The organism is Streptomyces sp. NPDC045026 (genome assembly GCF_056432625.1).
Window position 1 is genome coordinate 1 of sequence record NZ_JBWKIS010000014.1, and the last position, 25,842, is coordinate 25,842.

21 protein-coding genes are annotated in these 25,842 nt (G+C 69.7%); 20 read left to right on the top strand and 1 reads right to left on the bottom strand.

Features of this window, described 5'->3' with window-relative positions:
* Nucleotides 1-696 precede the first annotated feature (696 nt).
* From AC07EJ_RS26730 to AC07EJ_RS26740, 3 genes are read left to right on the top strand one after another with little or no spacing between them, the layout of a single operon-like run.
* Nucleotides 697-3,219, top strand: coding sequence for a helicase associated domain-containing protein (locus AC07EJ_RS26730; protein ID WP_478885054.1), 2,523 nt, complete (start codon nucleotides 697-699; stop codon nucleotides 3,217-3,219).
* On the top strand, nucleotides 3,219-3,518 hold the full coding sequence (locus tag AC07EJ_RS26735; protein WP_478885256.1) for a hypothetical protein: 300 nt from the start codon (nucleotides 3,219-3,221) through the stop codon (nucleotides 3,516-3,518). The genes AC07EJ_RS26730 and AC07EJ_RS26735 overlap by 1 nt, the downstream gene beginning before the upstream one ends.
* Nucleotides 3,515-4,330: a hypothetical protein gene (locus tag AC07EJ_RS26740; RefSeq protein WP_478885055.1), complete on the top strand. Its 816-nt coding sequence runs from the start codon at nucleotides 3,515-3,517 to the stop codon at nucleotides 4,328-4,330. Before AC07EJ_RS26735 ends, AC07EJ_RS26740 begins: the two co-directional genes overlap by 4 nt.
* Here the strand turns inward: AC07EJ_RS26740 and AC07EJ_RS26745 are convergent.
* Complete coding sequence (locus AC07EJ_RS26745) at nucleotides 4,320-4,508, bottom strand: hypothetical protein (protein ID WP_478885056.1); 189 nt, start codon at nucleotides 4,506-4,508, stop codon at nucleotides 4,320-4,322. The two genes, AC07EJ_RS26740 and AC07EJ_RS26745, sit on opposite strands and share 11 nt — an antisense overlap.
* Before the next feature lie 416 nt (nucleotides 4,509-4,924).
* Between AC07EJ_RS26745 and AC07EJ_RS26750 the strand changes: the two genes are divergently transcribed.
* The 17 genes from AC07EJ_RS26750 (at nucleotide 4,925) to AC07EJ_RS26830 (ending at nucleotide 25,842) form a co-directional block, all read left to right on the top strand.
* On the top strand, nucleotides 4,925-7,192 hold the full coding sequence (locus tag AC07EJ_RS26750) for a type IV secretory system conjugative DNA transfer family protein (RefSeq protein WP_478885057.1): 2,268 nt from the start codon (nucleotides 4,925-4,927) through the stop codon (nucleotides 7,190-7,192).
* A gap of 209 nt (nucleotides 7,193-7,401) precedes the next feature.
* Entirely contained in the window at nucleotides 7,402-8,997 is a 1,596-nt protein-coding gene (locus tag AC07EJ_RS26755; RefSeq protein ID WP_478885257.1) for a DUF2637 domain-containing protein, read from the top strand.
* A 599-nt stretch (nucleotides 8,998-9,596) separates the two neighbouring features.
* Complete coding sequence (locus tag AC07EJ_RS26760; protein ID WP_478885058.1) at nucleotides 9,597-10,679, top strand: conjugal transfer protein; 1,083 nt, start codon at nucleotides 9,597-9,599, stop codon at nucleotides 10,677-10,679.
* Complete coding sequence (locus AC07EJ_RS26765; RefSeq protein WP_478885059.1) at nucleotides 10,676-11,023, top strand: hypothetical protein; 348 nt, start codon at nucleotides 10,676-10,678, stop codon at nucleotides 11,021-11,023. The genes AC07EJ_RS26760 and AC07EJ_RS26765 overlap by 4 nt, the downstream gene beginning before the upstream one ends.
* Entirely contained in the window at nucleotides 11,020-11,628 is a 609-nt protein-coding gene (locus AC07EJ_RS26770; RefSeq protein ID WP_478885060.1) for a hypothetical protein, read from the top strand. The genes AC07EJ_RS26765 and AC07EJ_RS26770 overlap by 4 nt, the downstream gene beginning before the upstream one ends.
* The gene (locus AC07EJ_RS26775; protein WP_478885061.1) at nucleotides 11,625-14,294 is read left to right on the top strand and encodes an ATP-binding protein; all 2,670 of its coding nucleotides are present in this window, start codon (nucleotides 11,625-11,627) and stop codon (nucleotides 14,292-14,294) included. The genes AC07EJ_RS26770 and AC07EJ_RS26775 overlap by 4 nt, the downstream gene beginning before the upstream one ends.
* A gap of 179 nt (nucleotides 14,295-14,473) precedes the next feature.
* A complete protein-coding gene (locus AC07EJ_RS26780) occupies nucleotides 14,474-14,845 on the top strand; it encodes a hypothetical protein (protein WP_478885062.1) in 372 nt (123 codons plus the stop codon).
* Nucleotides 14,842-17,052 (top strand): hypothetical protein, encoded by a 2,211-nt coding sequence (locus tag AC07EJ_RS26785; protein WP_478885063.1) that lies wholly within the window; start codon nucleotides 14,842-14,844, stop codon nucleotides 17,050-17,052. The genes AC07EJ_RS26780 and AC07EJ_RS26785 overlap by 4 nt, the downstream gene beginning before the upstream one ends.
* Nucleotides 17,049-18,137, top strand: coding sequence for a C40 family peptidase (locus tag AC07EJ_RS26790; RefSeq protein WP_478885064.1), 1,089 nt, complete (start codon nucleotides 17,049-17,051; stop codon nucleotides 18,135-18,137). Before AC07EJ_RS26785 ends, AC07EJ_RS26790 begins: the two co-directional genes overlap by 4 nt.
* Before the next feature lie 1,298 nt (nucleotides 18,138-19,435).
* Nucleotides 19,436-19,969, top strand: coding sequence for a hypothetical protein (locus tag AC07EJ_RS26795; protein WP_478885065.1), 534 nt, complete (start codon nucleotides 19,436-19,438; stop codon nucleotides 19,967-19,969).
* A gap of 389 nt (nucleotides 19,970-20,358) precedes the next feature.
* Nucleotides 20,359-20,802: an ATP/GTP-binding protein gene (locus tag AC07EJ_RS26800; protein ID WP_478885258.1), complete on the top strand. Its 444-nt coding sequence runs from the start codon at nucleotides 20,359-20,361 to the stop codon at nucleotides 20,800-20,802.
* A gap of 18 nt (nucleotides 20,803-20,820) precedes the next feature.
* Complete coding sequence (locus AC07EJ_RS26805) at nucleotides 20,821-21,519, top strand: SAF domain-containing protein (RefSeq protein WP_478885066.1); 699 nt, start codon at nucleotides 20,821-20,823, stop codon at nucleotides 21,517-21,519.
* Nucleotides 21,519-22,346 carry a CpaE/TadZ family protein gene (locus AC07EJ_RS26810; RefSeq protein WP_478885067.1) on the top strand — a complete coding sequence of 276 codons (828 nt, stop codon included), beginning with the start codon at nucleotides 21,519-21,521 and terminating at the stop codon, nucleotides 22,344-22,346. The genes AC07EJ_RS26805 and AC07EJ_RS26810 overlap by 1 nt, the downstream gene beginning before the upstream one ends.
* A complete protein-coding gene (locus AC07EJ_RS26815; RefSeq protein ID WP_478885068.1) occupies nucleotides 22,336-23,871 on the top strand; it encodes a CpaF family protein in 1,536 nt (511 codons plus the stop codon). The genes AC07EJ_RS26810 and AC07EJ_RS26815 overlap by 11 nt, the downstream gene beginning before the upstream one ends.
* The gene (locus AC07EJ_RS26820) at nucleotides 23,868-24,806 is read left to right on the top strand and encodes a type II secretion system F family protein (protein WP_478885069.1); all 939 of its coding nucleotides are present in this window, start codon (nucleotides 23,868-23,870) and stop codon (nucleotides 24,804-24,806) included. Before AC07EJ_RS26815 ends, AC07EJ_RS26820 begins: the two co-directional genes overlap by 4 nt.
* Entirely contained in the window at nucleotides 24,803-25,687 is an 885-nt protein-coding gene (locus AC07EJ_RS26825; protein WP_478885070.1) for a hypothetical protein, read from the top strand. The genes AC07EJ_RS26820 and AC07EJ_RS26825 overlap by 4 nt, the downstream gene beginning before the upstream one ends.
* Nucleotides 25,684-25,842, top strand: a complete 159-nt coding sequence (locus AC07EJ_RS26830) for a hypothetical protein (protein ID WP_478885071.1) — start codon at nucleotides 25,684-25,686, stop codon at nucleotides 25,840-25,842. Before AC07EJ_RS26825 ends, AC07EJ_RS26830 begins: the two co-directional genes overlap by 4 nt.

Here is a 25,842-nt window from a genome sequence, read left to right on the forward strand (position 1 = left end):
CCCGCGGAGCGGGTCCCTCCGGGCTGCGCCCGTCACAGCGAGCCGGGTCGCTGCGCTCCCCGGCCGCTCACGCTCCGCGTGAGCGGATGCGGTTCGCTGCGCTCACCGCCAGGCGGCACGCGCTGCGCGCGCACCACCAACAGCAGTGAAGACGGCCCGCGTTGCGGGCCGGGGCCGACCTCCGGCCGGCCCGTGGCCTCCGCTGCGCTCCAGCCACTCCAGGGCGCGCCCCCAACTTTCGTACAGGCAAGGCGCGCCACGCTCCGCGCGGCCCACCCACAGGGCTCGCGCCACAAGGAGCAGCAAGAGGAAGGGTGATGACGGGAAGTCGGAGCGAGTGACGGAGCACGGGGGCCGGTCTCTCGAGCGGGGGTGCAGATTGAGGAACCGTCAAGGTCTCTTGGGGGCTTGCGATAAGGAAAGACTAGCAGCTTTCGGCCACGTTAGGGGGAATCTCGGGATTCTGTGTGTCTCTTTTTTGAGAGCGAGATAGACTCTGGACTTAGAGCACGCCACCCCGGAGCACTCCGAGAGGTTTTCGAGATCCACGACACGGCCTGACCGGTGATCGGGAGGGCGGAGACACAAGCCGACCGCGTCAATCCAACCCTAGCTCTCACAGCTCCTCTACGTGCACGTTTTCCGTTTCCCGCCGCTCCAATCGACCGGACGGAATCCACGAGAAGGCAGACGGATATGTCAACCACTAACCGCGTTGATCAGCGCGAGGCCGCCCAGCGAGAAGCCATTGACGCGGTCGTGCGTACCCTCGAATTGCCTGCAAGATCACTTGTGCCCGAACGAGGGCTTCGAACGCAGGTGATCATGGCGACCGGGTCCGGGAAGACGAGGGTGGCGGTCCGCAGCGCGGAGGAGCTCCACGCAGGCCGTGTGCTGGTGCTCGTACCCTCGCTGGACCTGCTCGCCCAGACCGAGGCCGCGTGGCGCGAGGGGGGCCGCCGGGGGCCGATGATCGGGGTGTCCTCCCTGCGGGGCGAGGAGGTGTCCTTCCCCAACACCACGGACGTGGAAGAGCTGGTGGAGTGGACGCGGGGCCTGGACAAGGTCACCGTCTACGCCACGTACGCCAGCCTCGGTCTGGGCACGCTGGAGCGGGCGCACGCTGCGGGTTTGGCGGCTTGGGACCTGATCGTCGTGGACGAGGCCCACCGTGTTTCGGGCCGGATCGGGAAGCCGTGGGCGGTCGTCCACGACAACCAGAAGATCCCGTCCCTGCGCCGCCTCTACATGACGGCCACGCCGCGGCTGTGGCAGCTCGGGGACGAGGACGAGGGCGGCGCACCCGGCGAGCTGGTCGCGAGCATGGAAGACGACCCCGAGGGCCCTTTCGGCAGCCGGGCGTTCACTCTGACCCTCTCGGAGGCCATCGACCGGGGAATCTGCGCCCCCTACCAGGTCGTATGCGTGGACGTCACCGACACCGCGCTCCAGGCCGCGCAGCTCCTGGGAGCCGAAGGCCGGTCGGCAGAGGTCCGCGGGGCCCGGCTCGCCGCCCTGCAGACCGCCCTGGTGAAGGCGTCCGCTGAGGAGAACTTCCGGCGCACGCTCGTCTTCCACCACGTCGTCAAGGAGGCCGAAGCCTTCGCGGCCGGCCTCCCGGACGTCGCCGCGCAGCTGCACGCGGCCGACCCGGAGCTGTACCCGAAGACGATCTGGGCGGACTGGCTCTGCGGGGACCACAAGCCGCTCCACCGGCGCCGGCTGCTCGGTGAGTTCGCGGCCGGGATCGCCACGGACGGCACCGTGGTGGAGAAGTGCTTCCTGTGCTCGGTGAAGGTGCTGGGCGAGGGCGTCGACACGAAGAACTGCGACTCCGTGTACTGGGCGGACGTCCGCGGCTCGATGCCCGACCTGGTCCAGGCCGTCGGCCGGGCACTACGGATGCAGCCGGGCGAGGGCAAGATGGCCAGCCTGGTCGTGCCGGTGCTGCTCGGACCCGGAGAGACGGCGGACAACATGCTCACGAGCAGGGCGTTCGGCGGGCTCGCCAAGCTGCTGGAGGCGCTGCGGGCGCACGACGCGAGGATCGTGGAGACCCTCGCGGAGCAGCAGGCCCCGAGCCGCTACAAGCCCGTCAGCAAGGACGAGAGCGGGAAGAGCACGGGCGGGAGCGGCGAGGGCTCCGGGGGCGTCAGCGCCCCCGCCAAGGCCCTGCTGAAGTTCAGTACGCCCCGCGACCCCGCCGCGCTCGCCGCGTTCATCAAGCTGCGTGTCCTCAACCCCGAACACGAGCACTGGCGGCGCGGCGTGGAGGCCGCCGTGATCTACGCCCGCGAGCACGGTGACCTGCGGGTGCCGTTCACGTTCCGCGTGCCCGCCGTCGCCGACCAGGAGGCGGAAGCCACGGGGTGGCCGGCCTCGCTCGCGAACTTCCCGCTGGGGCAGTGGACCGCCGACGCGCGCCGGTTCTACGCCCGCGGCGAGATGGACGAGGACCGTGTCGCCCAGCTGGAGAAGCTCGGCATGATCTGGTCGCACTTCGACGTCGCGTGGGAGGAGGGCCTGTCCGCCGCGCGTGGGTGGGCTGCCGAGAACGGGCACCTCCTGGCGCCGCTGGACGCCACGTTCCAGGGCGCAGCGGTGGGCATCTGGCTGAAGAACGCGCGGGCCGCTGCCCGGAAGGCGCAGGAGATCGAGCGGCGGCGCGCGGAGGGTCTGCCGGTGGAGTCGTCGGCCGGGGCACTGTCGGACGAGCGGCGCGAGCAGCTGGAGGAGATCGACGCGTCCTGGTGCCCGTCGTGGCCCGTGACGTGGCAGCGGTGCTTCCACCTGGTGCGGATGCACCTGGACGCGGGCGAGGCGCTGCCCACCGAGGCGGGCGAGGTCCTGCGCCAGGGCGAGGATCTCGGACGGTGGGTGACGTCGGTGCGGTACGGGTGGGACCAGCTCAGCGGCGTGCAGCAGTGGATGTGCGAGCAGGTCCTCGGGATCGAGCCCGCGCCCGAGGACGAGAAGCCGAAGCGGCCCCGTACGCAGGCCGACAAGTGGACCGCCCACCTCGCCGCCGCCCGGCAGTTCTTCGAGCGCGAGGGCCACCTCAAGGTCCCGCGCAAGCACGTGGAGACCGTGCTCTCCGAGGACGGCCGGGAGGACCAGTACCGCCTGGGGGCATGGGTCAACAACCAGCGGAGCCGGGCGTCCGCGTTGTCCCCGGAGCGGCTGGAGCAGCTGTCCAAGGTCGGGATGCGGTGGTCCTGATGATGGCCGTCGTCGTCACCGCGGCCGCCGCGCTCGCGACCGGCTATCTGCTCGGACGGCTGCGCCCCTGGCGGCGTGCGGGCGACTGGGCGGCCGATCAGGTCCGCTTCACCGGGACGTGGGTCCGGGGCGGCACCGTGCGTCAGACCGTCGTCGTCCTGGTCCACGTAGTCACCGCACCGCGCACCAGCTGGCGCATCATGCGTGCCCCGGCCGCCGACACGCGGGCGCCGGTGCCCGTACGCGATCCGGACTGGGTCGCCAATCGCACCCGAACAGACAAGGGAGGCGCAGCGTGAGCACCGAGCAGCACGACGCCGACGCGTACGGCCAGGAGCTGGCCCGCATCAGCCACCACCAGCACGAGGGCACGAGCGCACGGTTCACCGTCTTCCAGGCCCTGGCCGCCATCGGGCTCTCGGACGAGCAGGCCGACGACATCGTGTCGAAGGTGGAGGCCGGGGCGGTGGCCGGCGCCCACACCTGGATCTCCGAGAGCAGCGCCCCGCACGGGTCCGAGCCGCGGTTCGAGGACGGCTGGTTCGCCGGGGTCCGCGACGTCGCCAGCTACCTGCTGCGCATCGCCGACACCACCGCCACCGCCCAGCGCGGGCGCGCCGCCTCCAGCGCCATGCTGCTCGCCCACGTTCAGCAGCCGGTCTCCCCCGCCCTGGAGGAAGCGCCGGCGGAAGAACCCGCCCCGGCCCCGGTGCCGCCGCTGGAGGCAAAGGACGTCCTTGCGGCGGCGGAACGCTTCCCGTGGGCCCTGGCCGCGCCGGGGACGCGTCACTGGCCGGACGGGGAGTTCCTGGACGTCGCGCTGAGCACGGTGCGCCCCGAGGAACGCGAGGGGTACATCGAGCGCCTGGAGGCGTTCGTGGAGCAGCGCCGCGCCCGCCTGGAGGAGCTGCTGCGGGCGTACGGGCCGGGCAGCAGGCCCGCCTCGCACGGCCGGTACGCGCTGGTCGGGCAGCCCGAGACCCTGGTCATCCTGGAGCGGATGGAGACCCACCCGTTCGGTCTGCGCGGCCAGTGGGAGAAGGAGATGGAGGACGTCTTCCTGGACGACCTCGAGTTCGCGTGGGGGCCGCGCATCCGCCTCAGCCGGTGAGCAGCCGGGAACGAGCAGCGGGGCCGGACAGGGTGAGGATCTGCGACACCGTGCTCTTCCCAAGGTCGGCCAGCTCGCCAACTCTCGCTCCCCACAGCGGGGCGTCCGCCGGCGCCGCAAGCAACAAACGCAGCACTTCAACTGTCGGCCGGGTCATGCGGATGACGGGAGTCTTCACACCACCCACCACAGCACCCCAAACCGCCATAGGTCAAGAATGAACTACAGCTCGAAACGCCCCAGACCCCGCTGCTTCACTGACACCCAGATGACGAATCACTACTGACACTCTCGTGCAGACCACCAGTCACCGTGACTGGGCTCGGCATGATCGGGCTGTTCTTCATCCCTACCGCCTGCTCCCGCCAGCTGCCGGACGTCATCCATCGGCGTTCCCGGCGTGTGACCGTGCCGGGTGAGGCGGACCCGCGGTAGGGACACCGTCTCGTCGGGCCCGGTCTGTCCGATTGCGAGATCGTCATTCCTCCGTGACCTCGGTGAGCGTCACACGGTGAGTGCTGCGGTGAGGGCCGGCCGCCATCATCCGCTTCGGTGGCTGCCGTGCGGCAGCTGCCTCAGCCGATGTGAGGAGACGTGACGATGGTTCCGTACCTGATGGGAGGCGAGGCGCTATACGCCGCTGCCTCGCCTCCGCGAGCGGATGAGGGCCAGAGGGGATGGATCGCCTCCTGGGTGATCCCGCTGCTGCCCAACACCATAGAAGAGCTGCAGATTTGGGTGGTCAGCGTCGCAGTTGCCGTCGGAGTCATGGGTGGGCTCGGCTCGCGCAGGCTCGCGGCGCAAGGGAAGAAGAACCGGCCCGGGCTCGACGGCGCAGCTGACGTACTGCTTGAGGGGCTGGGTGTTGTTGCTGGCGGACTGTGGCGCTTCGCTGCAGGTCAGTCACTGTGGGGCGAGCCCAGGAGCGACGCGACGTTTCTGCGCCGGGGCGTCCTCCTGGACCGCGGGCCGCTGAGCTCCGCCGGCGCCATGGATGGAGGAGCCGTCGTCGCCAGGGCAACGCCCGCCGTCGAGCAGTCCGACGTCGGCGAAGCAGCCCCGGGCGGGGCGGCCCGGCTGGGATTCTGGCACCAATGGCCGGGAGCGGCGCGCTCTGTCGTGCGCCTGGGTGCGGTGGCCGCCGGAATCGGCCTGTGGCGTGCCCCTGTCGTGACACTCGTCGGCCTCGCGGTGGCCGTGCCCCTCGTGCTCGTTCTGGTGAAGGTGATGGGTGGCCGGAGTGCCGACCGGACCGATGCACAGATCTACGGGCCTGGGCTGTGGGCCGCACTGATCCAGGTCCTGCGCCTGTCCGGTGAGGATCAGCAGCGCGGAGAGCGCTACTGGTTGGACCTTTCCGACGACCTGCACAGTGACGAGGCACGCATCGTCATCCGGCTGCCGCTGCAGTGGCTCGGGCACGAGAAGGAACGCGCAGCGCTGGCCCTCGCCATCGCCACCCGCATCCCCGGTGAATGGAACGGCGCCTACTTCCAGCGTGGCCGGTGCCACTACGCCCAGTTCACGCCGAAACCGGCGCCGAAGCCTCGGCCACAGCTGTCGGCCTCAGTGCCGTGGAAATCGACGGGCAACCCGTTCAAGGTGTTCGTCGGCCAGGCCATCGAGGGCGACCAGGTCGTCGACGTGGTGGTGTCCACCGAATCAGATACCCCTCACTGGGGCGTTGCCGGGGACACCGGCGCTGGGAAGAGCACGGTCCTCTACATCCCTGTGGTGCACGGGCGCCTGAACGGCTGGGTCGTGGACATCCTCGACAACAAGGAAAACTCGATGATCGAAGCGGAAGGGCACAGCGGCGTACGGGTCCACAAGACGACCCGCGCCTGCATGGGCGCTATCGCCGAGTTCATGACGTCGATGATCGCGGCGGAGAAGGCCAACGGCCTGGACGGCGACCCGCGGCTGAGGCGGACGCTGGTGCCCCGGCTCCTCGTCATCGACGAACTGCCGACCCTCATCCGGTTCGCCTACACCTGGTGGAAGTTCGGGATCCGGCAGAAGGGCACGCCGCCGTTCATCGACTGGTTCACCATCATCTTGATGATGGGGCGCTCTTCGGGGCACCGCGTCGTCGTCGGCGCCCAGCAGTTCGACAACGCGCTGTTCGGCGGCACGATCGGCCGGAAGCAGATCGGCACGAAGATCACCATTGGTAAGCAGGACATGGTGAGTTGGGGCGTTGCCTTCGGGCAGAACGCGCCGCGCTTCGGATACGACACGGACGTCAAGGGCCGCGGGGCGTACGCCGACAAGAAGACGGACCCGGACGGCGGCGACTTCGCCTGGGTGCGCGAGTTCCAAGCCGCCTACATCACTCCGCACGTCAAGGAGCTGCTCGCCGAGGCCCCCCAGGCGCCGGAGTGGTTCGACCGTGGAGAGATGGCTCCATGGATCACCGCGGAAGCACTCATGCAGGCTCAGGAAGAGGCGGCCGCCGACGACTTCCTGCCGGGCGGGGAATTCGCTCCGCTGTCCCGGCCTGTTGTCCCGGTGCGTCGAAACAGGGGGCAACAGGGGGATGTTCCCTGGTCAGGCGCCGGGACTGCCCCTCTCGGGACGGCCAGCGGGACAGCTACCGGGACAGGCGAGCAGGCCGTGGCCATCGCCACGGAACAGGCCGAGGACGAGGCGCTGCCCCAGACGTACAGCATCGCCGAAGCGTGCAAGCGCGGCATCCTGCCGTGGCACTACGACACGGCACGCAAGTACCTGCTGCAGCGGTCCAAGGCCAAGGGTGTTCCCGTCCCGGACGGCGTCACGGACGGCAAGGTCACCTACTACACCGAGCCGGAACTCATGTCCTGGCTCAAGGCCTGGAACGCCGCCGGGTCCGCTGGCTAGCCGCTCGAGGCGGCCCAGCCGGTCACGACCTGGGCCGCCGGGACGAAACGGCACGTGCGGTGCGACTCGGACGCTGTCCTGACCACCGATCAGGCAACGAACGACTGTACGGCGCGCGTGCATGACAGGGTGAAGATTGCTAACTGTTGATGATGGAGGGGCGGCAGTACGTGACTGCGGCGAAGGAACCGAGGGAACCCACCACCGCCATGCTCACCCGGACCCACCGCGTCCTGATCGGCGTGGTCGTCGCCGGAGCGGTGGTCATCGCCGGCATCGGCTTTGCGGGCTCATACGTAGCTGTGCGCGAGCTCGCCTTTCAGAAGGGGTTCGGGACGTTCAGCTATGTGTTCCCGATCGGCATCGACGCGGGTATCTGCGTACTCCTTGCCCTGGACCTGCTGCTGACCTGGATCCGCATACCGTTCCCGCTGCTGCGCCAGACCGCGTGGCTGCTGACGGCCGCGACGATCGCGTTCAACGGCGCGGCCGCCTGGCCCGACCCGCTCGGCGTCGGCATGCACGCCGTCATCCCGATCCTCTTCGTCGTCTCGGTCGAGGCGGCGCGGCACGCAGTGGGCCGGATCGCCGACATCACCGCCGACAAGCACATGGAAGGCGTGCGCCTCACGCGCTGGCTGCTCTCCCCGCTGCCCACCTTCCTGCTGTGGCGCCGGATGAAGCTGTGGGAGCTGCGCAGTTACGAGGCCGTCATCAAGCTGGAGCAGGAGCGGCTCGTCTACCAGGCGCGGCTGCGGTCCCGCTTCGGCCGCGCCTGGCGCCGCAAGGCTCCCGTCGAGTCCCTGATGCCGCTGCGCCTGGCGCGCTACGGCGTCCCGCTCGCCGAGACCGCCCCCGCCGGCCTGGCCGCCGCCGGCATCGAACCCGCGCTGCTGCCCCCGGCCCCGGCCGTGGCCGAGCTGGAACGCCCGGCTCTCACGACCACCGAGCCGCAGCCAGCTCCCTCCAGGCCGACGGCTGAAGCTGAAGGAGCGGAAGAGTCGAGCCCCTGGTTCACAACACCGCCGCCATCGGCCTCGTACGAAGGAAGCTACGACCCCTCGTACGCCGAGCAGGGGCAAGCTGCGGCAGTCCATGCTGGCGCAGCTGCGCAGACCGATCCGTTCAACAACAACGCGGTCCACACCGACGACGTCGGTCGGTTCGTTGACCCCGTCGACGAGTGGGAGTTCGGGGTCTCCCCCGCAGACGCATACGGACCCGTCCTGACGGACAACGACGGTCCGGACAGGGACACGGAGCCACTCCCGGACATGGAGACCGAGAACGCCGGCCTGCCGGTGACCGATCCGTCGGTCATGGGCAGCGCCAGCATCGGCGCGGTGACCGAACAGGCCGTCTCCGATGCGCTTCCGGGCTTCGGCACTCCGGCAGCCGAGCCGGTCCCCGTGTCGGCGGCATCCGCGGCTGGCGCCCCGGAGGGAAGCGGGGCTGGATGGACCGTCTCCGGTGGAGGGCCCGGCGAATCGGTCACGGTCAGCTCCGGCGAGGAAGCCACCGCTTGGGAAGCGACAGTGACCGACACCGGCGAGGCCACCGCACGGCTGCCCGAGCAGCAGACCGAGGAGTCGATTCCCGACCCCGTGCAGCAGGAAATCCTCACGGTGGTCACGTGGCTCGGCGAGGCGGACGCCGAGGGCAAGACGCTCTCAGGCGCGGCGGTTGCCCGCCGCCTGGGCGTCTCTCCCAAGACCGGGCAGCGCCGTGTCATCGCAGCCAAGGAGTACCGCGAAGAGCAGCGGCGGCAGCAGGGACGTGCCCACCTCAGGTCGGTCAACACCTGACTGAAGCCTGGCGCAGTGACCGGTGACCGATGTGGTCACCGGTCACTGGCGTTTCAGCCCCTTTGCGGTGACCGATCTGCGGCTGCGTCCTGTGACCGATAGAGCGTGACCGACGGGTCGTGACCGGTGACCGATTCCACGGGATCGGCCACCGGTCACGACCGATTCAAGGGGCGCGGTCACCGGCCACTGGGTCGGCCGGTCACTGCCCGCTCGGCTCGGGGAGCGTGACCTTCGAGCGGCGGACTCTCATCAGACCGGCCGCCGGCGCTGATCCCTATGGCGGCCCGCCTGAGCGCCTGCCCCTGACCTGTCTTTTATGGGCGGAGCCGCCACTCACGGCCGGGACTGCGAGCAGTTCCCTCATCCGGTGCCAGGCCCTCAAAACCGTGTCTGACCTGGGGTGGTGAGTGTGGGAGGACGGAACTCACCACGGCCTGGCCCACTTACCACCACGCTTACCACCAGGCCCAGGGCCGCTCACCACTGCAGGAGTTATGGGCTCGTGACGGCGTCAGGCCGGTGCTGGGAAGCGGGGCGGTGAGAGGGCGGGCGAAGAGTGACGGCACAGCCTCAATCCCGCTCTGGAGGAGCCGTCGATGTCCGCTTCCCTGCGCCGTGACCGGCGCGGCCCCACGAAAGATCAGCCGTCGGCGGGCTCGCCGCCGCGTGCCCGGTCACTGCCGGTGCGCCGGGCGGCCGTGATGCGCACCGCGGTGTGGCTCGCGGTGGCTGCCGGTCCGCTTGCGTTGGTCTCCAGCTGCGCACGACCGGACACCGCGGTGCGCAACACCCCGGCACCGGTCACGCGGACTGCCGAACTGCGCACCCCGTCGGTCACCCCGGCTGGATACGCCGAACTGTTCCTCGGCCTGTGGCTGCGCGGCGGCGGTGAGGACGGTCCGGCCGCTGACGAGTTGCACGCGATGGCTCCGTCCGTGCCGATGCCGACCTGGGGCGAGAAGAGTCCGGCCGTCGAACGGCTGGCCACGGTGCGCACCGCCCGCCAGGCACAGGACGCGTGGTCGGTCACGCTCGCCGTCACGTTCAAGGAGCCGGTCCGTGACCGATCCGAGCGCACGGCCGCAGCGCCGAGCGTGCGGTACTTCGCGCTGCCGGTGGTGGCCAAGGACGCGGGCACCACGCCGGCCTTCGCCGTCCCGGCCGCGCCGATGGAGGTCGCCGCCCCCAGCGTGATCGCAGAGAGCGCTACCCCCTACGGGCGCGAGGTCCCGGACGGCTCGGCCCTCGCGTCGACCGTTTCCGAGTTCCTGACTGCCTACCTCGGCGCCGAAGGTGGCGCCGAGCGGTATCTCGCCCCCGGCATCACGCTTCCCGCGCTTGCCGAGTCGTCGTTCGCCTCGGTTCAGATCGACGAACTGCGGGCTGTCCAGGCCACGGACGGAAAGCCGGGCCAGGACGGCTCCGTCGTACGCGTGCAGGCACAGGTCACCGCGACGGACGCGGCGGGCGGCCAGTGGCCGCTGTCGTACGCACTCGCCTTCACGGCGCGCGCCGGCCGGTGGGAAGTCACCGCGCTGCAGTCCGGCCTGGAGGACAAGACCGGAAAGGCGAAGACCGCGAGCAGCCACACGGACTTTGCGCTGAAGGGCACGGCCACGACGATGCGGACGGTCGCTGCGAGTCAGGGCACCGATGCGGTTTGGGAGATCACGCGATGAGCACCCTGCACTCCATCGTCATGGCCGCCGAGTTCAAGGACATGGGCGACCGACTCCTGGGCCTGAGCAGCGGCTGGGCGGAGAAGACGCTGAAGCTGTCCCTCATCGGGATCGTCGTCGGCAAGGTCATCCAAAAGTTCAGCCTGAAGGCCGGCATCGGCGGGCTGCTCGGTCTGGTGATCTGCCTCGGCATCTACTCCGCGCGCGGCGACCTGGCCGACTACTTCAAGAACGAACTGCTCAACAACGGCGCAGCGGCGCCTGTTGAGGCTCCGCTGGATCCCGGCCCCGGCTCGCACAACGCGACGCTGACTATGCAGGGCGCGGGCGGTGAGCGGACATGAGCAGCCCCACCTCCCTTCGCGTCGGCCGCTCGTACACGCGTGCCCGTCGGCACCCCTGGGTACTGGGCAAGATCGGCGACTTCACCCTGCCGCTCGGGCCCTACACCCCGGCCCAGTTGGCCATTGCCGCCGCCGGGACCTTCCTGCTGATCAAGACGTTCTCCCTCTGGTCATCCCTGGGACCCGTACCGGTGGTTGCCCTGGGCTTCGCCGTCTGGGCGGCGCGCGCCACCTCCATCGGCGGACGCTCCCCGCTCTGGACCGCCTACGGCTGGGTTCAATTCGCCCTCCAGCCGCACGGCGGCCGGATCGGCGGGAGCACCGTACGCGATCCCAAGGTGAGCAGCCTGCACGGCAGCTTCCTCATCGAGGACACCATGGCGCCCGCCTCTCGCCCTGCCGGTGCGGCTCCCTCTGCGCACCCCGCGCGGCCCTCCGCGCCCGGGCCGCGGCGTGGCCGGAACATCCGTGGTGCGCAAGGCATGTCGACCGGACCGCGCTGGGGGCGTCGCCGCCCGGGGACACGTCGGCCCGCGCCGGGCCCGCGCCCAGCGCCCACGCCTATGCAGCAGATGCTGCGTGAGCGGCAGGAGGCCCGCGGATGAAGCTCGCGATCCGGCACATAGTCGACAACGTGGTGTGGTCCACCTCCGGTGCCGTGTGGGCGATCTGGGCGGTGCCGGCCGAGGGCTCGCGCTACGTGGGCGAGCGCACCCGCGAGGAACTCCTGAACCGAGTCACCTCGCTGGTCCGCTCGCTGCCCGGCGCCGCCCGCATCTACGGGCTGTGCGCCCGGGTGGATCCGGGCGAGGTCGTGGCCCGCACCGTCGCCGGCGTCGACTACGTCAAAAACCCGCACTGGGCCGAGGTCGCCGACGCGCAGCTGCGCCTGCTCGCCGGCGACGACCTGGATGCACCGGTGGAGATGCACAAGCGCACCCTATGGCTGGCCGTCCCGCTGGAGACGAGCGGCGCACGGGCCGAGCTGTCCGCCGCGTTCGCCACCGCGTGGGCCGAACTGTCGGCCACGCTCGGCCTGCCCCCGGCACCGGTACCCGCCCACGAGGTCACCGAATACCAGCAGCGCGCCCGCCAGATGGCGGCGGAGTTCGGCGGCGGCCTGGAGCTGCACCCGGCCCGCCCGGCGGAGATCGTGTGGATGCACCAGCACGCCGTCGCCCGCGGCCTGGACGAGCCGCTGCTCGCCGAGTCCGAGCGTTCCGAGCTGCGCGGCAGCCGCCTCGTCAGCGGTGTCCTGCGTGCCCCCTCGCACGCCGACCTCGGTCAGGTGCGGATCCTGGAAGGCGGAAGCGACGAACCCGAGCCCGAACGCAAAGCTGTCCGAGGTCGCAGCGCGCGCGGCAAGGGAAAGTCCGGGCCGCGGGTGGGGCGCCGGTGGCTGCAGGTCGAGTCCGAGGCGGGCAGCTCCTACCAGGCGCACCTGGCGCTGGCGGAGATGCCGCGCAAGTTCCTTGCCACGGGCGGAGACTTCCTCGCCGAGCTGGACCGTCTCCCCTTCGGCGTCGACTGGGTGACGGACCTGAAGCTCGTGCCCACCGAGAAGGTCGCCGCGGAGATCAAGAAGAAGAAGCGGGACCTGGTCGACCAGGCCGAGCAGTACGCCGCGCAGCGCGAGACAGGCCTGCCCGAGGACATGCACGACGCCGCCGAGGACCTCGGCGACCTCGGCGCGCGGGCCGCCCGCAACAGCGTCGAGGTCGAAGTCCAGTCGGTCACCGTCATGACCGTGTGGGGCGAGAGTCCCGCCGAGTGTGAGCGGCGGGCCGGCGCCCTGCAGAGTCGGATGCGCGGCGCCAACTACCGCCTGGTGCGCCCGGTCGGCGGGCAGGAAGAGCTCTTCACCCTCACCCTGCCGGCCACGGCGACACCGCCCGCGGCCCGCCAGTACACCCAGCATCAGCTCGGTGAGGACTGGGCGATGCACGGCGCGTTCACCGGCCAGTCCTTCGGCGACCCGACCGGCGCGATGATCGGGTTCAGCCAGGACGTCGGCACGGTCACCCCCACCCTCCTCGACATCGCCAACGCCCCGATGCAGAACGCGTCCGCGTCCTTCGGGATCGCCGGCGACCTGGGCGGCGGCAAGAGCGTCCTGCTCAAGATGATCGCCTCCTCGATCGTCGACCGCGGCGGGCGTGTCATCGCGATCGACCGCACCAAGCGCCGCGAATGGGCGGCCTTCGCGCAGAGCGCCGCCCCTGGGCGCTGCCAGGTCGTCGACGCGGCCAAGGCCGAACTGTCCATCGACCCCTTGCGTGTGTTCGCCGACCCGGCCGTGGGCGCGCGCTACGCACTCAGCTACCTGACGGTCCAGCTGGGGGTGGGCCCGATGACCGAGTACGGAGCCCTGCTCAAGCGGGCCGTCGCGCAGGCCAGCGCCGCATCGTTCCCGTGCATGGCCGAGGTCCTCGTCGCCCTGGAAGAGATGGCTACGGGCGAGGGAGCGAGGGCCCACAACGCTGCCTCACTGGTGGAGTGGCTGAGGGTCGCCGCCGACGAGCCGCTCGCGGCCGCCGTGTTCGACCCCGAACTCCCGGTCCTCGATCTCGCCTCCGGCATGTCCAGCGACTTCGTCGTCATCACCACCGCCGGACTCACCCTGCCGCCCAGGGAGGCAGTCACCAACCCCGAGCTGATGCGCAACCAGCCGCTCGAGGCGCTCATCGGCCGCGCCGTCCTCTACCTGATCGCAGCCATCGGCCGCGAAGTCGCCTTCGCCGACACCCGCTTCACCCTGATCCCCCTGGACGAGGCGTACTGGCTGACCTCCTCTGCCGAGGGCCAGGCCCTGGTCGACGAGATCGTGTACGACGGCCGCAAGCACGGCGCCGGTGTCGGCCTGGGCTGCCACGACGTCCGCGAACTCGGCTCCAGCACCACCCTCGGGCTGCTTGCCTACCGGTTCATCTCCCGCACTTCCGACCCGGTCCTGGCCGCCCGCGGCCTGGAATGGCTCGGACTTCCCGGCGACGACCAGGACTTGCTGCGCATGGTCACTACCGACCTGTCGCCCTTCGGTAAGAAGGACCGCGCCGGCGAGATCCTCGGCCGCGATCCGCGCATGCAGATCGGGCGCTTCAAAGTCCTGGTCCCCGGCCTGGAGCGGCTCCTCGCGGACATCTTCACCAACCCCGAAGCCACCGCGCCCACCGACCAGACCGGCCACAGCGCATCGGTCACCGGCGGCACGCCCCCGGTGATGCCGCAGCTCACCACGAAGGTTCCCGCTTACCAAGCACAGCAGGGCTGACTCACCACGCCCGCTCGACGCAGGAGTTATGGCCCTGTGACGGCTGAGCCCCGCCAGCGGCAAGCGGGACGGTGAGCGGTCAGCCCGACAGTAGCGGCACAGCCCCGCACCTCCGCAGTGAGACGTCATCCGGGGCCGGCCCGCACCCCCGTCCGCTTCCGCGCCCTCTGGAGTACGCGATGAGTGACACCTTTTCCCACCCGCACCCCGTACGCAGGGCCACCCTGACGCTGGTCGCTGTCCTGGCGCTGACCGCCGCCGTGCTGGCGATGCTCTGGGGACCCGGCGTTCCGGACGCGTGGTGGCCGCAGACCGGCAATGCCTTCGCCGCCGAGCGCATCACGCCCTCCACTGCGCCGGCTGCCGCGGCCCCCGCGAGTGACCCGTGCGACCTGATCGTGGGCCCCGCCAAGGCGTACTGCCTGCGTTCCGACTCCCACATCCCGCCCGCCAAGGGCGAGCTCTGCTGGACAGGCGCGCTCCGGCTCACCCTCGTCCTCGCCCTGCTCGGCCTGGTCATCCTGCTGAACCGCCGACGGAGGCAGTCATGAACCCCGCACGCCGCAGCCGGTGGACGACCGTGGGGACCGTCGCAGCCCTGACCGTGCTGCTGATCGCCGCGAGCAGTGCTCCCTCGTTCGCCGCCGACGGTGGATCCTCCGGAGGACTGCTCGACCCGCTCAACGTGAAGAGCTCCGAGGGCGTGCCGGTCAACCGCTACGAGCTCACCGGCCATGCCGGGGGCGGCGAAATCACTGACCCCATCACCGCCGCGATGAACGGCGCCCTGGAACTGATCATGACCGGTGCCTTCGCCCTCGCACGGATCGTGACCGAGTTCGCATGCTGGCTGGTCGACTGGGCGTACCGGTTCCCGATCCTCGACAAGCTCGCCGGCCCCGCGCAGACGATCTCCGACGCCTACCAGGACAACATCGTCGGCCCGCTCGGGCTGGCAGGGCTGTTCCTGGCGTGGGCGTTCGTCTTCGGCCTCGTCCTGGTGATGCGGGGCAGGGTCGCCCGAGGCGCCGGCGAAATCCTCCTCACGCTGCTGATCGCCGCACTCGCCGCGACCACCATCGTGCGCCCCGCCATGCTGCTCGGCTACGACGGCCCGATCCAGCAGACCCAGCGCGCCGCTCTGGAGGCCGCCTCCATCACCACCAACGGCGGCGACAAGCGCCAGGGCAACGACCCGTGCGACCTGATCACCGGCCCCGCGCAGAACACCTGCCGCCAGGAGGCAGCCAAGACCCCCGCAGGCGACACAGACACCGCCAAAGCCCAGGACAAGAAGCGCAAGGCGAGCTGCGACGCAGTTGCCGGGCCGGCACGCGACACCTGCCTGAGCGGCGAGCGCCCCCTGGCCGCCGCCGATGTCTCTAAGCCGATCACTCACACCCTCACCCAAGTCCTGGTCGTGCAGCCCTACATGCTCCTGGAGTACGGCCGGGTCATCGACAAGGACGACCCCCTCTATAAAGTCCACAAGCAGGCCATCGACCCACCGAAGGTCAAGAACGACCCGTGCAACAAGCTCTACGGCCCGGCGAAGAGGTACTGCCAGCGCGACGACTTCATGGGCGACGGCGCGGCCAAGAAGTTCAAGGATCACGGCGCCGAAGGAAAGGCCGTCGCCGCCTACATGGAGAAGGTCACCTGGGACCGCGTCTTCGGAGCCCTCCTGGTCCTGATCGCCGCCGTCATCATCGCCGTCGTCATCATGGCGATGGTCCTGGCGCTCATCGCCGCACAGTTCGGCTGCGTCATCGCCGCCGTCTGCGGCTGCTTCGTCTTCGCCTGGGCCATGCTGCCCGGCCCCAACCGGGCCGTGCTGTGGAAATGGGTCGGCATCTACGCCTCCGCCGTCGTCGTCCTGTTCGGCGTCGCCGTGTTCATTCCAGCCTTCGGAGTGGCCGCCCGGGTCATGCTCGCCGACAACCAGACCCCTTTGGTGGAACGGCTGTTCCTCCTGGACGCCCTCGCCGTTGCCGCACTGGCCGGGCACCGCATCATGCTCCGCAAGGGCAACGCCCTGGGGCGCCGCTTCGCCGACCGCATGCGCTACGCCCGCATCGGCGGGAGCCACACGATGGGCGAGAACGCGGCCGCCACCGCAGCCGCGATGTCGTCCGTCGGCTACGGCCACTCTGGCAGCGGTTCCTCCGCGCACGTCTCGTTCATGGGACGCCACGCGGGGCTCACGGCAGGGCTGAAGGCCCTGGGGGATGCCGAGGGCATGGTCGGGCACCCAGGTGGCTTCCTCGCCGAGGCCCGCGCCGAAGGCCGCAGGGCTCTGGCCCCCCTCGCCCTCGGATTGAACGGCGCCCACACCGCCCTGATCGGCCCGCACCGTACGCCGAGGCAGCTTCCCCTGCTGGGCCCGGACGGAAAGCCCCTGCGGAAGGTCGTTGACGGCCGCACCGGAAGAATCATCAGCGGCGGCTACCAGCAGGGCTACATCCCCGCCGGAGCCCGCCTCGAGGAACAGCTCAAGCGGACCCGGGGCGGCCGCATCCTGGTCGGCACCAGCAAGGTCGCCTTCCACTCCACCGTCGGCCTGCCCGCCACCTGGACCCGGGTACGCCGGGCCAAGAGCGTCCTCACCCAGGACCTCACCCAGGAGTTCGGCCGCCAGCGCCAGCACTACGGCAACGTCGCCAGCGAGTTCAGCGCTGATTCACGCTCCGGCCTGAACTACTGGCGGGGCACCTGGACCGACTCCCACGGCCAACCCGGCGCGCGGGAGGAGCAGTGAAGAAAGTCGGATGCGCCGGCGCCCTCGTCCTCGCCCTCGTGGTGGCCTTGCCGGTCCTGTTCGTGGTGTTCGCCGCGGCCCGCGAGCCCGCCGCCGCCCCCGCCATGGAGACCGTGGGCAAAGTCTCCGGCATCCCGCAGCGCATGCTCGCGGCCTACCAGTCGGCAGCATCCCAACTGCCGGGCCAGGTACCCAAGTGCAAGGGCATGCGCTGGCCGATCCTCGCTGGAATCGCCAAGATCGAGTCCAACCACGCCGCGGGCCGCACCATCAAAGCCAACGGCGACATCACTCCGCACATCCTCGGCCCCCTCCTGGACGGTTCCGGCGTCGGAGGCAACACCACCGTCTTCCCCGAGGGCAACAACCGCGCGGTGGGCCCCTTCCAGTTCATGCCCGCCACCTGGACCGGGAGCGGGCGCGACGGAAACGGTGACGGTGACAAGGACCCGCACAATGCGGACGACGCCGCGCTCGGCGCCGCCGTCTACCTGTGCGGCAACGGACGCAACCTCACCGACCGCACCCAGCTCAAAGCCGCGATCTTCCAGTACAACCACTCCGACGCGTACGTCGCCGACGTCCTGTCCTGGATCGACCGCTACAGCCAGCTCGGCAACGGCACCATTCGCATCGGCGCCAACGCCACCGGGAACGCCCGCACCGTCATCACCAGCGCCTTGAGTGAACAGGGCACTTCCTACTCCTGGGGCGGCGGCGGCCCGAAAGGCCCCACCCCGGGCACCTGCTGCTCTCCGAGCGGGAAGTCGGGGGCGCGCATCACCGGCTACGACTGCTCGGGCCTGACCACCTACGCCTACGCCCAGGTCGGCATCAGCCTCCCGCGCACCGCCGCAGCCCAGTCGCAACACGGCAAACGCATCCCCGCCAGCCGCGGCGTCGGCGCCCTCAAGCCGGGCGACCTCGTCTTCTTCGCCTACGACCCCGCCAGCGACACCACCATCTATCACGTCGGGATCTACCTCGGAGACGGACAGATGGTCAACGCCGCCCGGCCAGGCACCAAGGTCCGCTCCGAAGCAATCTGGGACCACGGATTCGCCGGGGGTGCACGACTCCTGTGACCACCGACTCCCACGCCCCGCGCAAGGCCTCCGCTCTCGTACCGCTCGCCGTAGCTGCCCTCTGCGTCCTGATCGGCGTGACACTGCTGCGTCCTGCCGCTCACGACGAAACTGCGCGGCCGGCGCACACGCACGCCGCCGCCCCCACTCCTGATCCAAGCCATGACGTAACGAAACCAACGGCCGCACCGAAGGGCGTGGCAACCACCCGCGCCCCGTCAGAGCATGTGCCAACTAACCCGCAGGACGTTCCGGTTCCCGGAGAAGGACCCGCAGGCGACCCCGCCGTGCAGCGGCTCCTGGAGCGATCCTCACCCGCCGACCTTCCTCACGCACTGGAGACTCGGCTTGTTGCACTCGCCTCGCGCATCTGGAGGGCCGAGGTCACCGGCACAGGCCGTCAGGGCTGGCCCCGGTATTTCACTGGGCAGCCGCTGCGCGCGCCCTACCGTGATACGCGAATCCAGGCTGGCATCGGCCGCAGAGCAGACGGTCCTGGCGACCGCGTACGCGTACTCCTCGTGTGGGCCGGAACCGATCCGGCGGGCGAGAGCGAAGACGGCCGCAACGGCGAAGTGCTCCTTGTACGCCAAGGCACCACATGGGAACCGGAAAGGTGACTACGAGTGCGGCAGATCTGCTGCGTGACACCGGACTTGCTCAAGTTGCGTTTGTCTCTGCGAACTTGTGAGCCGGTAAGTACCGAGTTGCGACGGTCAACGACTCGAACGGGGTGGGCCGTTGACAGAGAGTTGCGTATCGTGCCTATTGCGCTACGCAAGCGGAAGGCGATCGTTGCAAATAGATGCATACGGTTGCCACCGTTACGAGCGCGACCAGACAACCAGTAAGCGTCACACGGGGCCAATGGGCCTATACGGGGAGGAAGTTGTGAGCCAGGCTTACCTCGGCGTCCTGCCTCTGCATAGGCGTGGGGCAATTGCCGCCACAGCCGCTTCGCTCACCTTCGTCACCTGCAATAGCGGCAGTAACAAGCCGGAAGCGTCGACACCGAGGACGTCAATAACGCCGGCTTTGGCGACTGCAGATCCCGACAACGCGGTGAAGAAGGAACTGCTCACCGTCTCCTCCCACTGCGGCGTGCCAGTGCGTGACAAGTCCGCGATCCAAGTGGATGGCGATCTTCGAAGACGGGGTGGACGTCACCGACGCGATGTTCCATCCAAGAGTGCCCACCATCGGCCACCGGCCCCCACGGGCTGTACGGGGAGGACGACTTGAACACCGCACCACATAGGCGCGCCGTTGCCACTGCCGGCGCTCTCACTCTCGTCGGTTTGGCTGCACTCACTGCCTGCGGAGGTGGCAAGGCCGACCAGAACGCCAAGCCGCATGCCCCCGCTACGTCGGAGCCCAGCACGCCGGACGGGTCACCCTCCACCAGTGCAGATCCGGACGCGGCCGAGAAGAAGGCCGTGACGGACGCATACGCCCGTATGTGGGAGGAGCAGGTCAAGGCCTACGCGAAGGCCGATCCGAAGGGCACTCACCTGTCGACGTACAGCGCCGCGATCAATTGGGCGGAGACGAAGAACGACCTCAAGGACCTCAAGTCCAAGGGCATCGTCGCCACCGGAGAGCCGGGCCACGAGGTCAAGTTGACCGGCATCAAGCCGGACAAGAAGGTGCCATGGGCGGGGCTGACCGACTGCCTTGACACGACCGACTGGAAGTTCATCTACAGCAAGTCAGGCAAGGCCGTGTCGATGCCAGCGGACCGCCTCAAGCGCTATGTCACCGAGATCCAAGCTGAGAAGTGGGGGAAGCAGTGGAAGATCGTCGACGTAAAACGGCTACAGCGAGCTTGCTGACCGCGGGCGTCGGCGGTCTGGCCACACTGGCCTTGCTGACGCCTACGGCGGTGGCCGAGCCTGAGGCCGGCGGAGGGGGCTGCTCCTCCGCGGGTCTGTTCATCCTCTGCAAGGCCACCGGGGACGGAAGGGCGGCGAGCGGGTCCTCCGCGTCCAAGGGCCAGAGCCACACCGGCGCAGGGAAACCGCCCAAGTGCGTGGTGGAGCGCCTCGAGGACCAGCCCCCGCCCGGCAGCCTCTGGTACGCAGGCGAGGGCAAGACTGCGTATACACGAACCTGCAAGACACCCGGAGGTACGAACGGCCCGACCACAGGGCTTGCTGTGGGCAATGGGCAGCCTCCTCCTCCCGTCGACCCGGCAGTCGTTGCCCAGCAGGCCGTGGACAAGATGAAGTTGTCCGGTCCCAGCGTCGCGAGTCCGCGGGCGGCAGGGAAGTACACGGTGGGCGTGCCGTTGTGGTTGTGGGTGAACAAATCACCAACCACGTTCGGGCCGAACACGGCGACGGCCACCGCAGGCGGCGTGACGGTCACCGCGACAGCGAAGGTGGAGCGGATCGTGTGGCGGCTGGGCGATGGCAGCACCGTGACGTGCGCCGGGGCAGGCACCCCCTACAAGGCCACCTACGGCATGAAGGACTCGCCGAGTTGCGGCCACCGCTACACCGAGACATCGGCCGATGCGCCAGGCGCCAAGTTCAAGGTGACCGCGACCTCGACGTGGGTCGTCGATTGGCAGGTGGCTGGCGGTGGCGGTGAGACGGGCCAGTTGAACGAGATCCGGCAGACCCAGGCACAGGTGGCCGTCGGCGAAGTCCAGGTCGTCGGTTAGCCCTCGAAAGGGATGAACGTGAGCAAGACGAAAGAACGCGCGATGCCCATGGGCGTCCCTGCGCAGGGGCAACCGGCCGGTCCGGTTGCCCCGCCGCGGGTCTCGGCACGCCGGCGCCGTCCGGGACTGATTGCGCTGTCCTTGGCGTTTATCGCCGCGGGCGGCGCGGGAGTTGTGGTGCTGGTCCTGCAGGCCGGGCACCGTACCCAGGTGGTCACCGTGACTCGCGACGTCCAGGTGGGCGAGGTGCTCACGGAGGCGGATCTCGGCCGCGCCTCAGTCGCCCTGGATCCCGCGGTGAAGGCAGTGGCCGCGGACGACCTCGACTCGGTCGTCGGCAAGAGGGCGGCGGTGGAACTGCGTCCCGGCTCGCTCCTTGCTCCTTCGCAGGTCACGTCCCACCAGCTGATCAAGGCCAACGAACAGCTCGTGCCGGTGGGGCTCAAGCCGGAGCAGGTCCCCGCAACGGCCCTGACTCCAGGGCAGAAGGTGCGCCTCGTGCACGTTCCGGCCCAGGGCGAGGACACGACGACGGCGAAGGACCCGCAGACGCCGGAGTCGGTGCCAGCGCGAGTAGTAAAGGCCGGTAAGGCGGCCCCTGGCACTGGCGTGGTGGTCGTCGATGTCGCCACCATCGCCGATGACGGCCCGCGGCTGGCCGCGTGGGTGTCGGCGGGCAATGTGCGGCTCGTGTTCGATGCGCCGGGCGGAAGCTGATGAGTGTGATCGCGCTGGCAGGCTGCAGCGGCGCGCCGGGGGTGACCACGAGTGCCCTCGCGCTGCTGCTGTCCTGGCCGCTTCAGCCCGGCCGGCGGATGGTGCTCGCGGAGTGCGACCCGGACGGTAGCGGCGTCCTGTACGGCCTGCTGCAGGGAAGTGTCGGAGACCGCTACGGGCTGCGGAACCTGTCGGTGGCCTCCCGTAAAGGCGAGCTGGTCGAGGCGTTCTGGCGTCAGCTCATCGATGTCAGCGCCGAGGAAGGCAAGCAGTCGCCGCACAACCGCCTGGTGCTGCCCGGCGTAACGGATCCGGCGCAGGCGGCCGGTCTCGGTCCGGCCTGGGATGCGATGGCGCAGCTATTCACGGGGATCGGTGAGCAGCGGGTCGACGGCCACGACGTGCTGATCGACCTGGGCCGCAGTGGTGCATTCGGGCCGTCGGCGGTATTGGCGCAGCGCGCGGACGCTCTGGTCGTCGTCGTGCGTAACACGGTGCGGTCACTTCAGGCGGCGCAGGTGCGCATCGAGGCGCTGGAGGAGCGCGTCGGGAACGTGGGGGTACTGATGATCGACGAAGGCCCGTATCCGGCCGGGGAGGTGCAGCGGGTGCTGCGCGCGCCCGTGGTGGCGACCCTGCCCTACGTTCCGCGTGAGGCGAGGGTCCTGTCCGACGGGGCGGAGCAGCCGCGCAACTTCACCAAGTCGCCGTTTATGAAGGCGGCCCGTTCGGCGTGCACGGTCCTGGAGCAGCGCGCCGCGATGCGCCGAGCGAGGCTCGCTCCGCGCTACGCAGGCCCGGGCGGGGAGGTGGGGCATGCGGGGTAAGCCCGTCCACGCCGACCCGACGGTCCGCCCGGTGAACCCGGGCGCACACCCTCTTGCGTCGCGCTGGCAGACCCAGGTGAACGGCACGGTGCCTGTTCCTGCCCCTGCTTCCGCGTCGAGCGCATCGGCCCTGGGCGTGGAGATGCCGCAGGTCACCGTCGATCACAAGGTGGCCCAGCACATCAAGTCCCAGGTCTCCAAGCGTCGCGAGGACCTCCTGAAGTCCGAACCGACGCTCGACCGGGCCGGCGAGGAACAGCGCTGCCTGGACTGGATCAACGAGGCGGTGGCTCTATGGTCGAGCGCCGAAGCCGCGAATACCGGGGTGAGCCCGACCGCGGCTGAAGACGACGCGTTGCGTCGTGCCGTGTACGACCTCCTCTTCCGTGCCGGGCGCCTGCAGCCCTACCTGGACGACCCGCGGGTGGAGGACATCTTCATCAACGGGCCCGCCGACGTGTGGCTCGACTACGGCGACGGACAGCGCCGGCGCGTCGGCCCGATCGCCGACTCGGAGGAGGAACTCCTGGAGCTCCTGCGCGAGCTGGCCCGCGAGTCCGGGCACAGCGAGCGGACCATCTCCACCGCGAACCCGCTGCTCGCGCTGTCCATGGCCGACGGATCCCGGCTGCAGGCAATCACCGCGGTGTCCCCGACCACGTATGCGGTGATCCGCCGGCACCGGGTCAAGAACGTGAACCTGGACGGCATGGTCGAGCTGGGCGCCATCGACCCGATCCTGGCCGAGTTCCTTCGCGCCTGCGTGAAGGCCGAGAAGAACGTGATCATCGCCGGGAAGCAGAAGGCGGGAAAGACCTCGCTGATGCGCGCGCTCCTCAAGGAGTTCGACCCCGACGAGCGTTTCGCCACCATCCAGACCGAGGACGAGCTTTTCACGCATGACAACGGCTACCACACCCAGGCACTGTCGCTGGTAGCCCGCGAGTCCAACGGCGAACTGGGCGCGAACGGCCGCGGGGCCGGCGAGGTCACCCTCCTCGACCTTCTGCACCCCGCACTGCGCATGTCGCTGGAACGGATGGTGGTCGGCGAGGTCCGCGGCCCCGAAGTCGTCGCGATGCTCCAGGCGATGTCCAACGGTGCCGGCGGCAACCTGTGCACCATCCACGCGCGTCGTCCCGACGTGGTCTTCGACCGGATCGCCGAGCTGTACGCGCTCGCGCAGAGCAACCTGTCCGAGAACAACGCCTACCGGCAGATCGCCAACGGCCTGGACTTCATCGTCTTCGTCTCCATGATTGACGAAACGAAGATCGGGGGCCGGCGCCACCGGTTCGTGTCCCACATCGTGGAGATCACGGGTGTCGGCGAATCCGGCCGCCCCGCCACCAACGAAATCTTCGCCCCGATGAAAGCGATCGGCGAGGAGCGGGGCGTGCCCACCGGGACGCACCCGGAGTGCATCGACGATCTGCGCCGCGTCGGGTTCGACTCCGAGCTCCTGCTGCACACCTACGGCGCCTGGCCACAGCCCCTGCCGCTGAAGGTGGTGAGCGGCACATGACGCTCCTGTGGGCCGTGCTGAGTGGCATGGCCGTGATGGGCGGGCTGGCCGCGCTCACAGCCGGCATCGTCGGCACCACCGCGCCCAAGAAGACCCCGGTGCAGGCCGGTTGGCGAAGGTGGCAGGCCATGTTCGCCGGGGCCGACTCCACCCAGCTACGGATGCAGCGCCGCACCCGGGCCGCGGCCGCGGGCGTGCTGTGGCTGGGGATCTGGCTCGTCAGCGGGAACTTCGTGGCCGGTGGGCTGATCGGCATGGCGGTGGTCGGCGTGCCCTGGCTGCTCTCGCCGGACCAGGCGACGAAGGTCCGCATCGGGCAGCTGGAAGGACTGAGCGAGTGGACCCAACGCCTGGCCGGACTACTCAGGCTCGGCATGGGCCTGGAACAAGCGATGATCAGCAGCCGGAAGTCGCCGCCGGAGGAGATCGCCGAGCAGGTCACCACACTGTCCGACCGGCTGCGGATGGGATGGCGGCCGGAAGAGGCGCTGCGCGCGTTCGGTGACGAACTCGACGATGTCACGGCCGACAAGATTGTCGCCGCTCTCATCCTGGCGGCCGCCGCCCGCGGCGACGGCCTGGCCGCAGCCCTCGAGGAGCTCGCCGCGAGCGTCCGTGAAGAGGTCGCCAAGAAGCGCAACACCGAGGCCGACCGGGCCAAGCCGCGCACCACCGTGCGCTGGATGACCCTCATCACCGTCGGTGTCATCGTCGCCGGGTTCTTCGTGCCGTCCTACACGGCCCCCTACGCGACGCTGGTCGGACAGCTGGTGCTGGCGCTGCTGACGGCCGGGTTCATCGCCACGCTCGTCCTGATGCGGCATCTGGCCCACTACCGGCGCATCCCGCGCTTCCTGGCCGTCGATCCCACCAGTACGGTCCGCCTGCCCGTGGCAGCTGTGGCACCCGAACCCGACAAGGCGGCGGTCCGATGAACCTGACACCCATGGTCCTGGCCGGCGGCGCCGTCGGCGCGGGCGTCGCGCTTTTGACGCGTGAACTGCTGCGCCCGCAGCCGGCCCTGGCTGCCGCGCTGCAGCGCACCGAGCAATTCGGTTTCACCGCCGCCGAGCCGGTCCTGGACCGTGAGGAAGTGTGGGGGCGCTGGCTGCTGGCCCGCATCGGGCGCCTGCCGGGTGTGCGGATCCCCACGCAGAACCTGTCGCTGCTCGGCCAGGGCCCGGGCCGCTTCCTCCTGATCAAAACGCTGCTTGCCGCGCTGGGGCTGCTGTGCCCGGTGCTGGCATCCGTCCCGTGGATCCTGGCGGGGATCTCCGTGCCCTTCTACGTCCCCGCCGCGGTGGGCCTGGGCGCGGCCGCACTGCTGTGGATCACTCCAGACCTTTCGGTGCGCGACCAGGCCAAACGCGCGCGCGAAGAGTTCGCTCATGCCATGTCCGCCTACCTCGACCTGGTGGCGCTCAAGCGGAAAGCCGACGCCGGCACCGCGACCGCGCTGGAGAAGGCCGCTGAGGTCGGCCGGGGCTGGCCGTTCGTCTACGTACAGGGCGCGTTGATGCGCGCCCGCCTGGAGAAGATTCCGTCCTGGCAGGCCCTTACTGACCTCAAGGACGAGTACGACCTGCCCGTCCTGGGCGACATCGCGGACATCATGCGGGGCTCGGACACCGACGGCGCCGCCGTCTACAAAGCGCTGCGCGCCCGCAGCGCCGCCCTGAACTCCGAGCTCCTTGCCGAGCAGGCCGCAGAGGCGAACACCGCCAGCGAGAAGATGACCGCCCCCGGCGCTCTTCTCGCGGTGCAGGTGATGCTGCTGATGGCCTTCCCCGCCGTGATCCGCATGCTGTCCTCATGACCGGCCGGAGAGAGATCCCCGTGAATGACAAGCAACCTCAGGGCGGTTCCATCCCGCTCGAGTTCATCGTCGTGTGGGCCATCGTCATCGCCATCGCGGTGACCATCACCATCGTGGTCACGATCATCGACCCCTTCCACCTTTCTGGAGCGTGA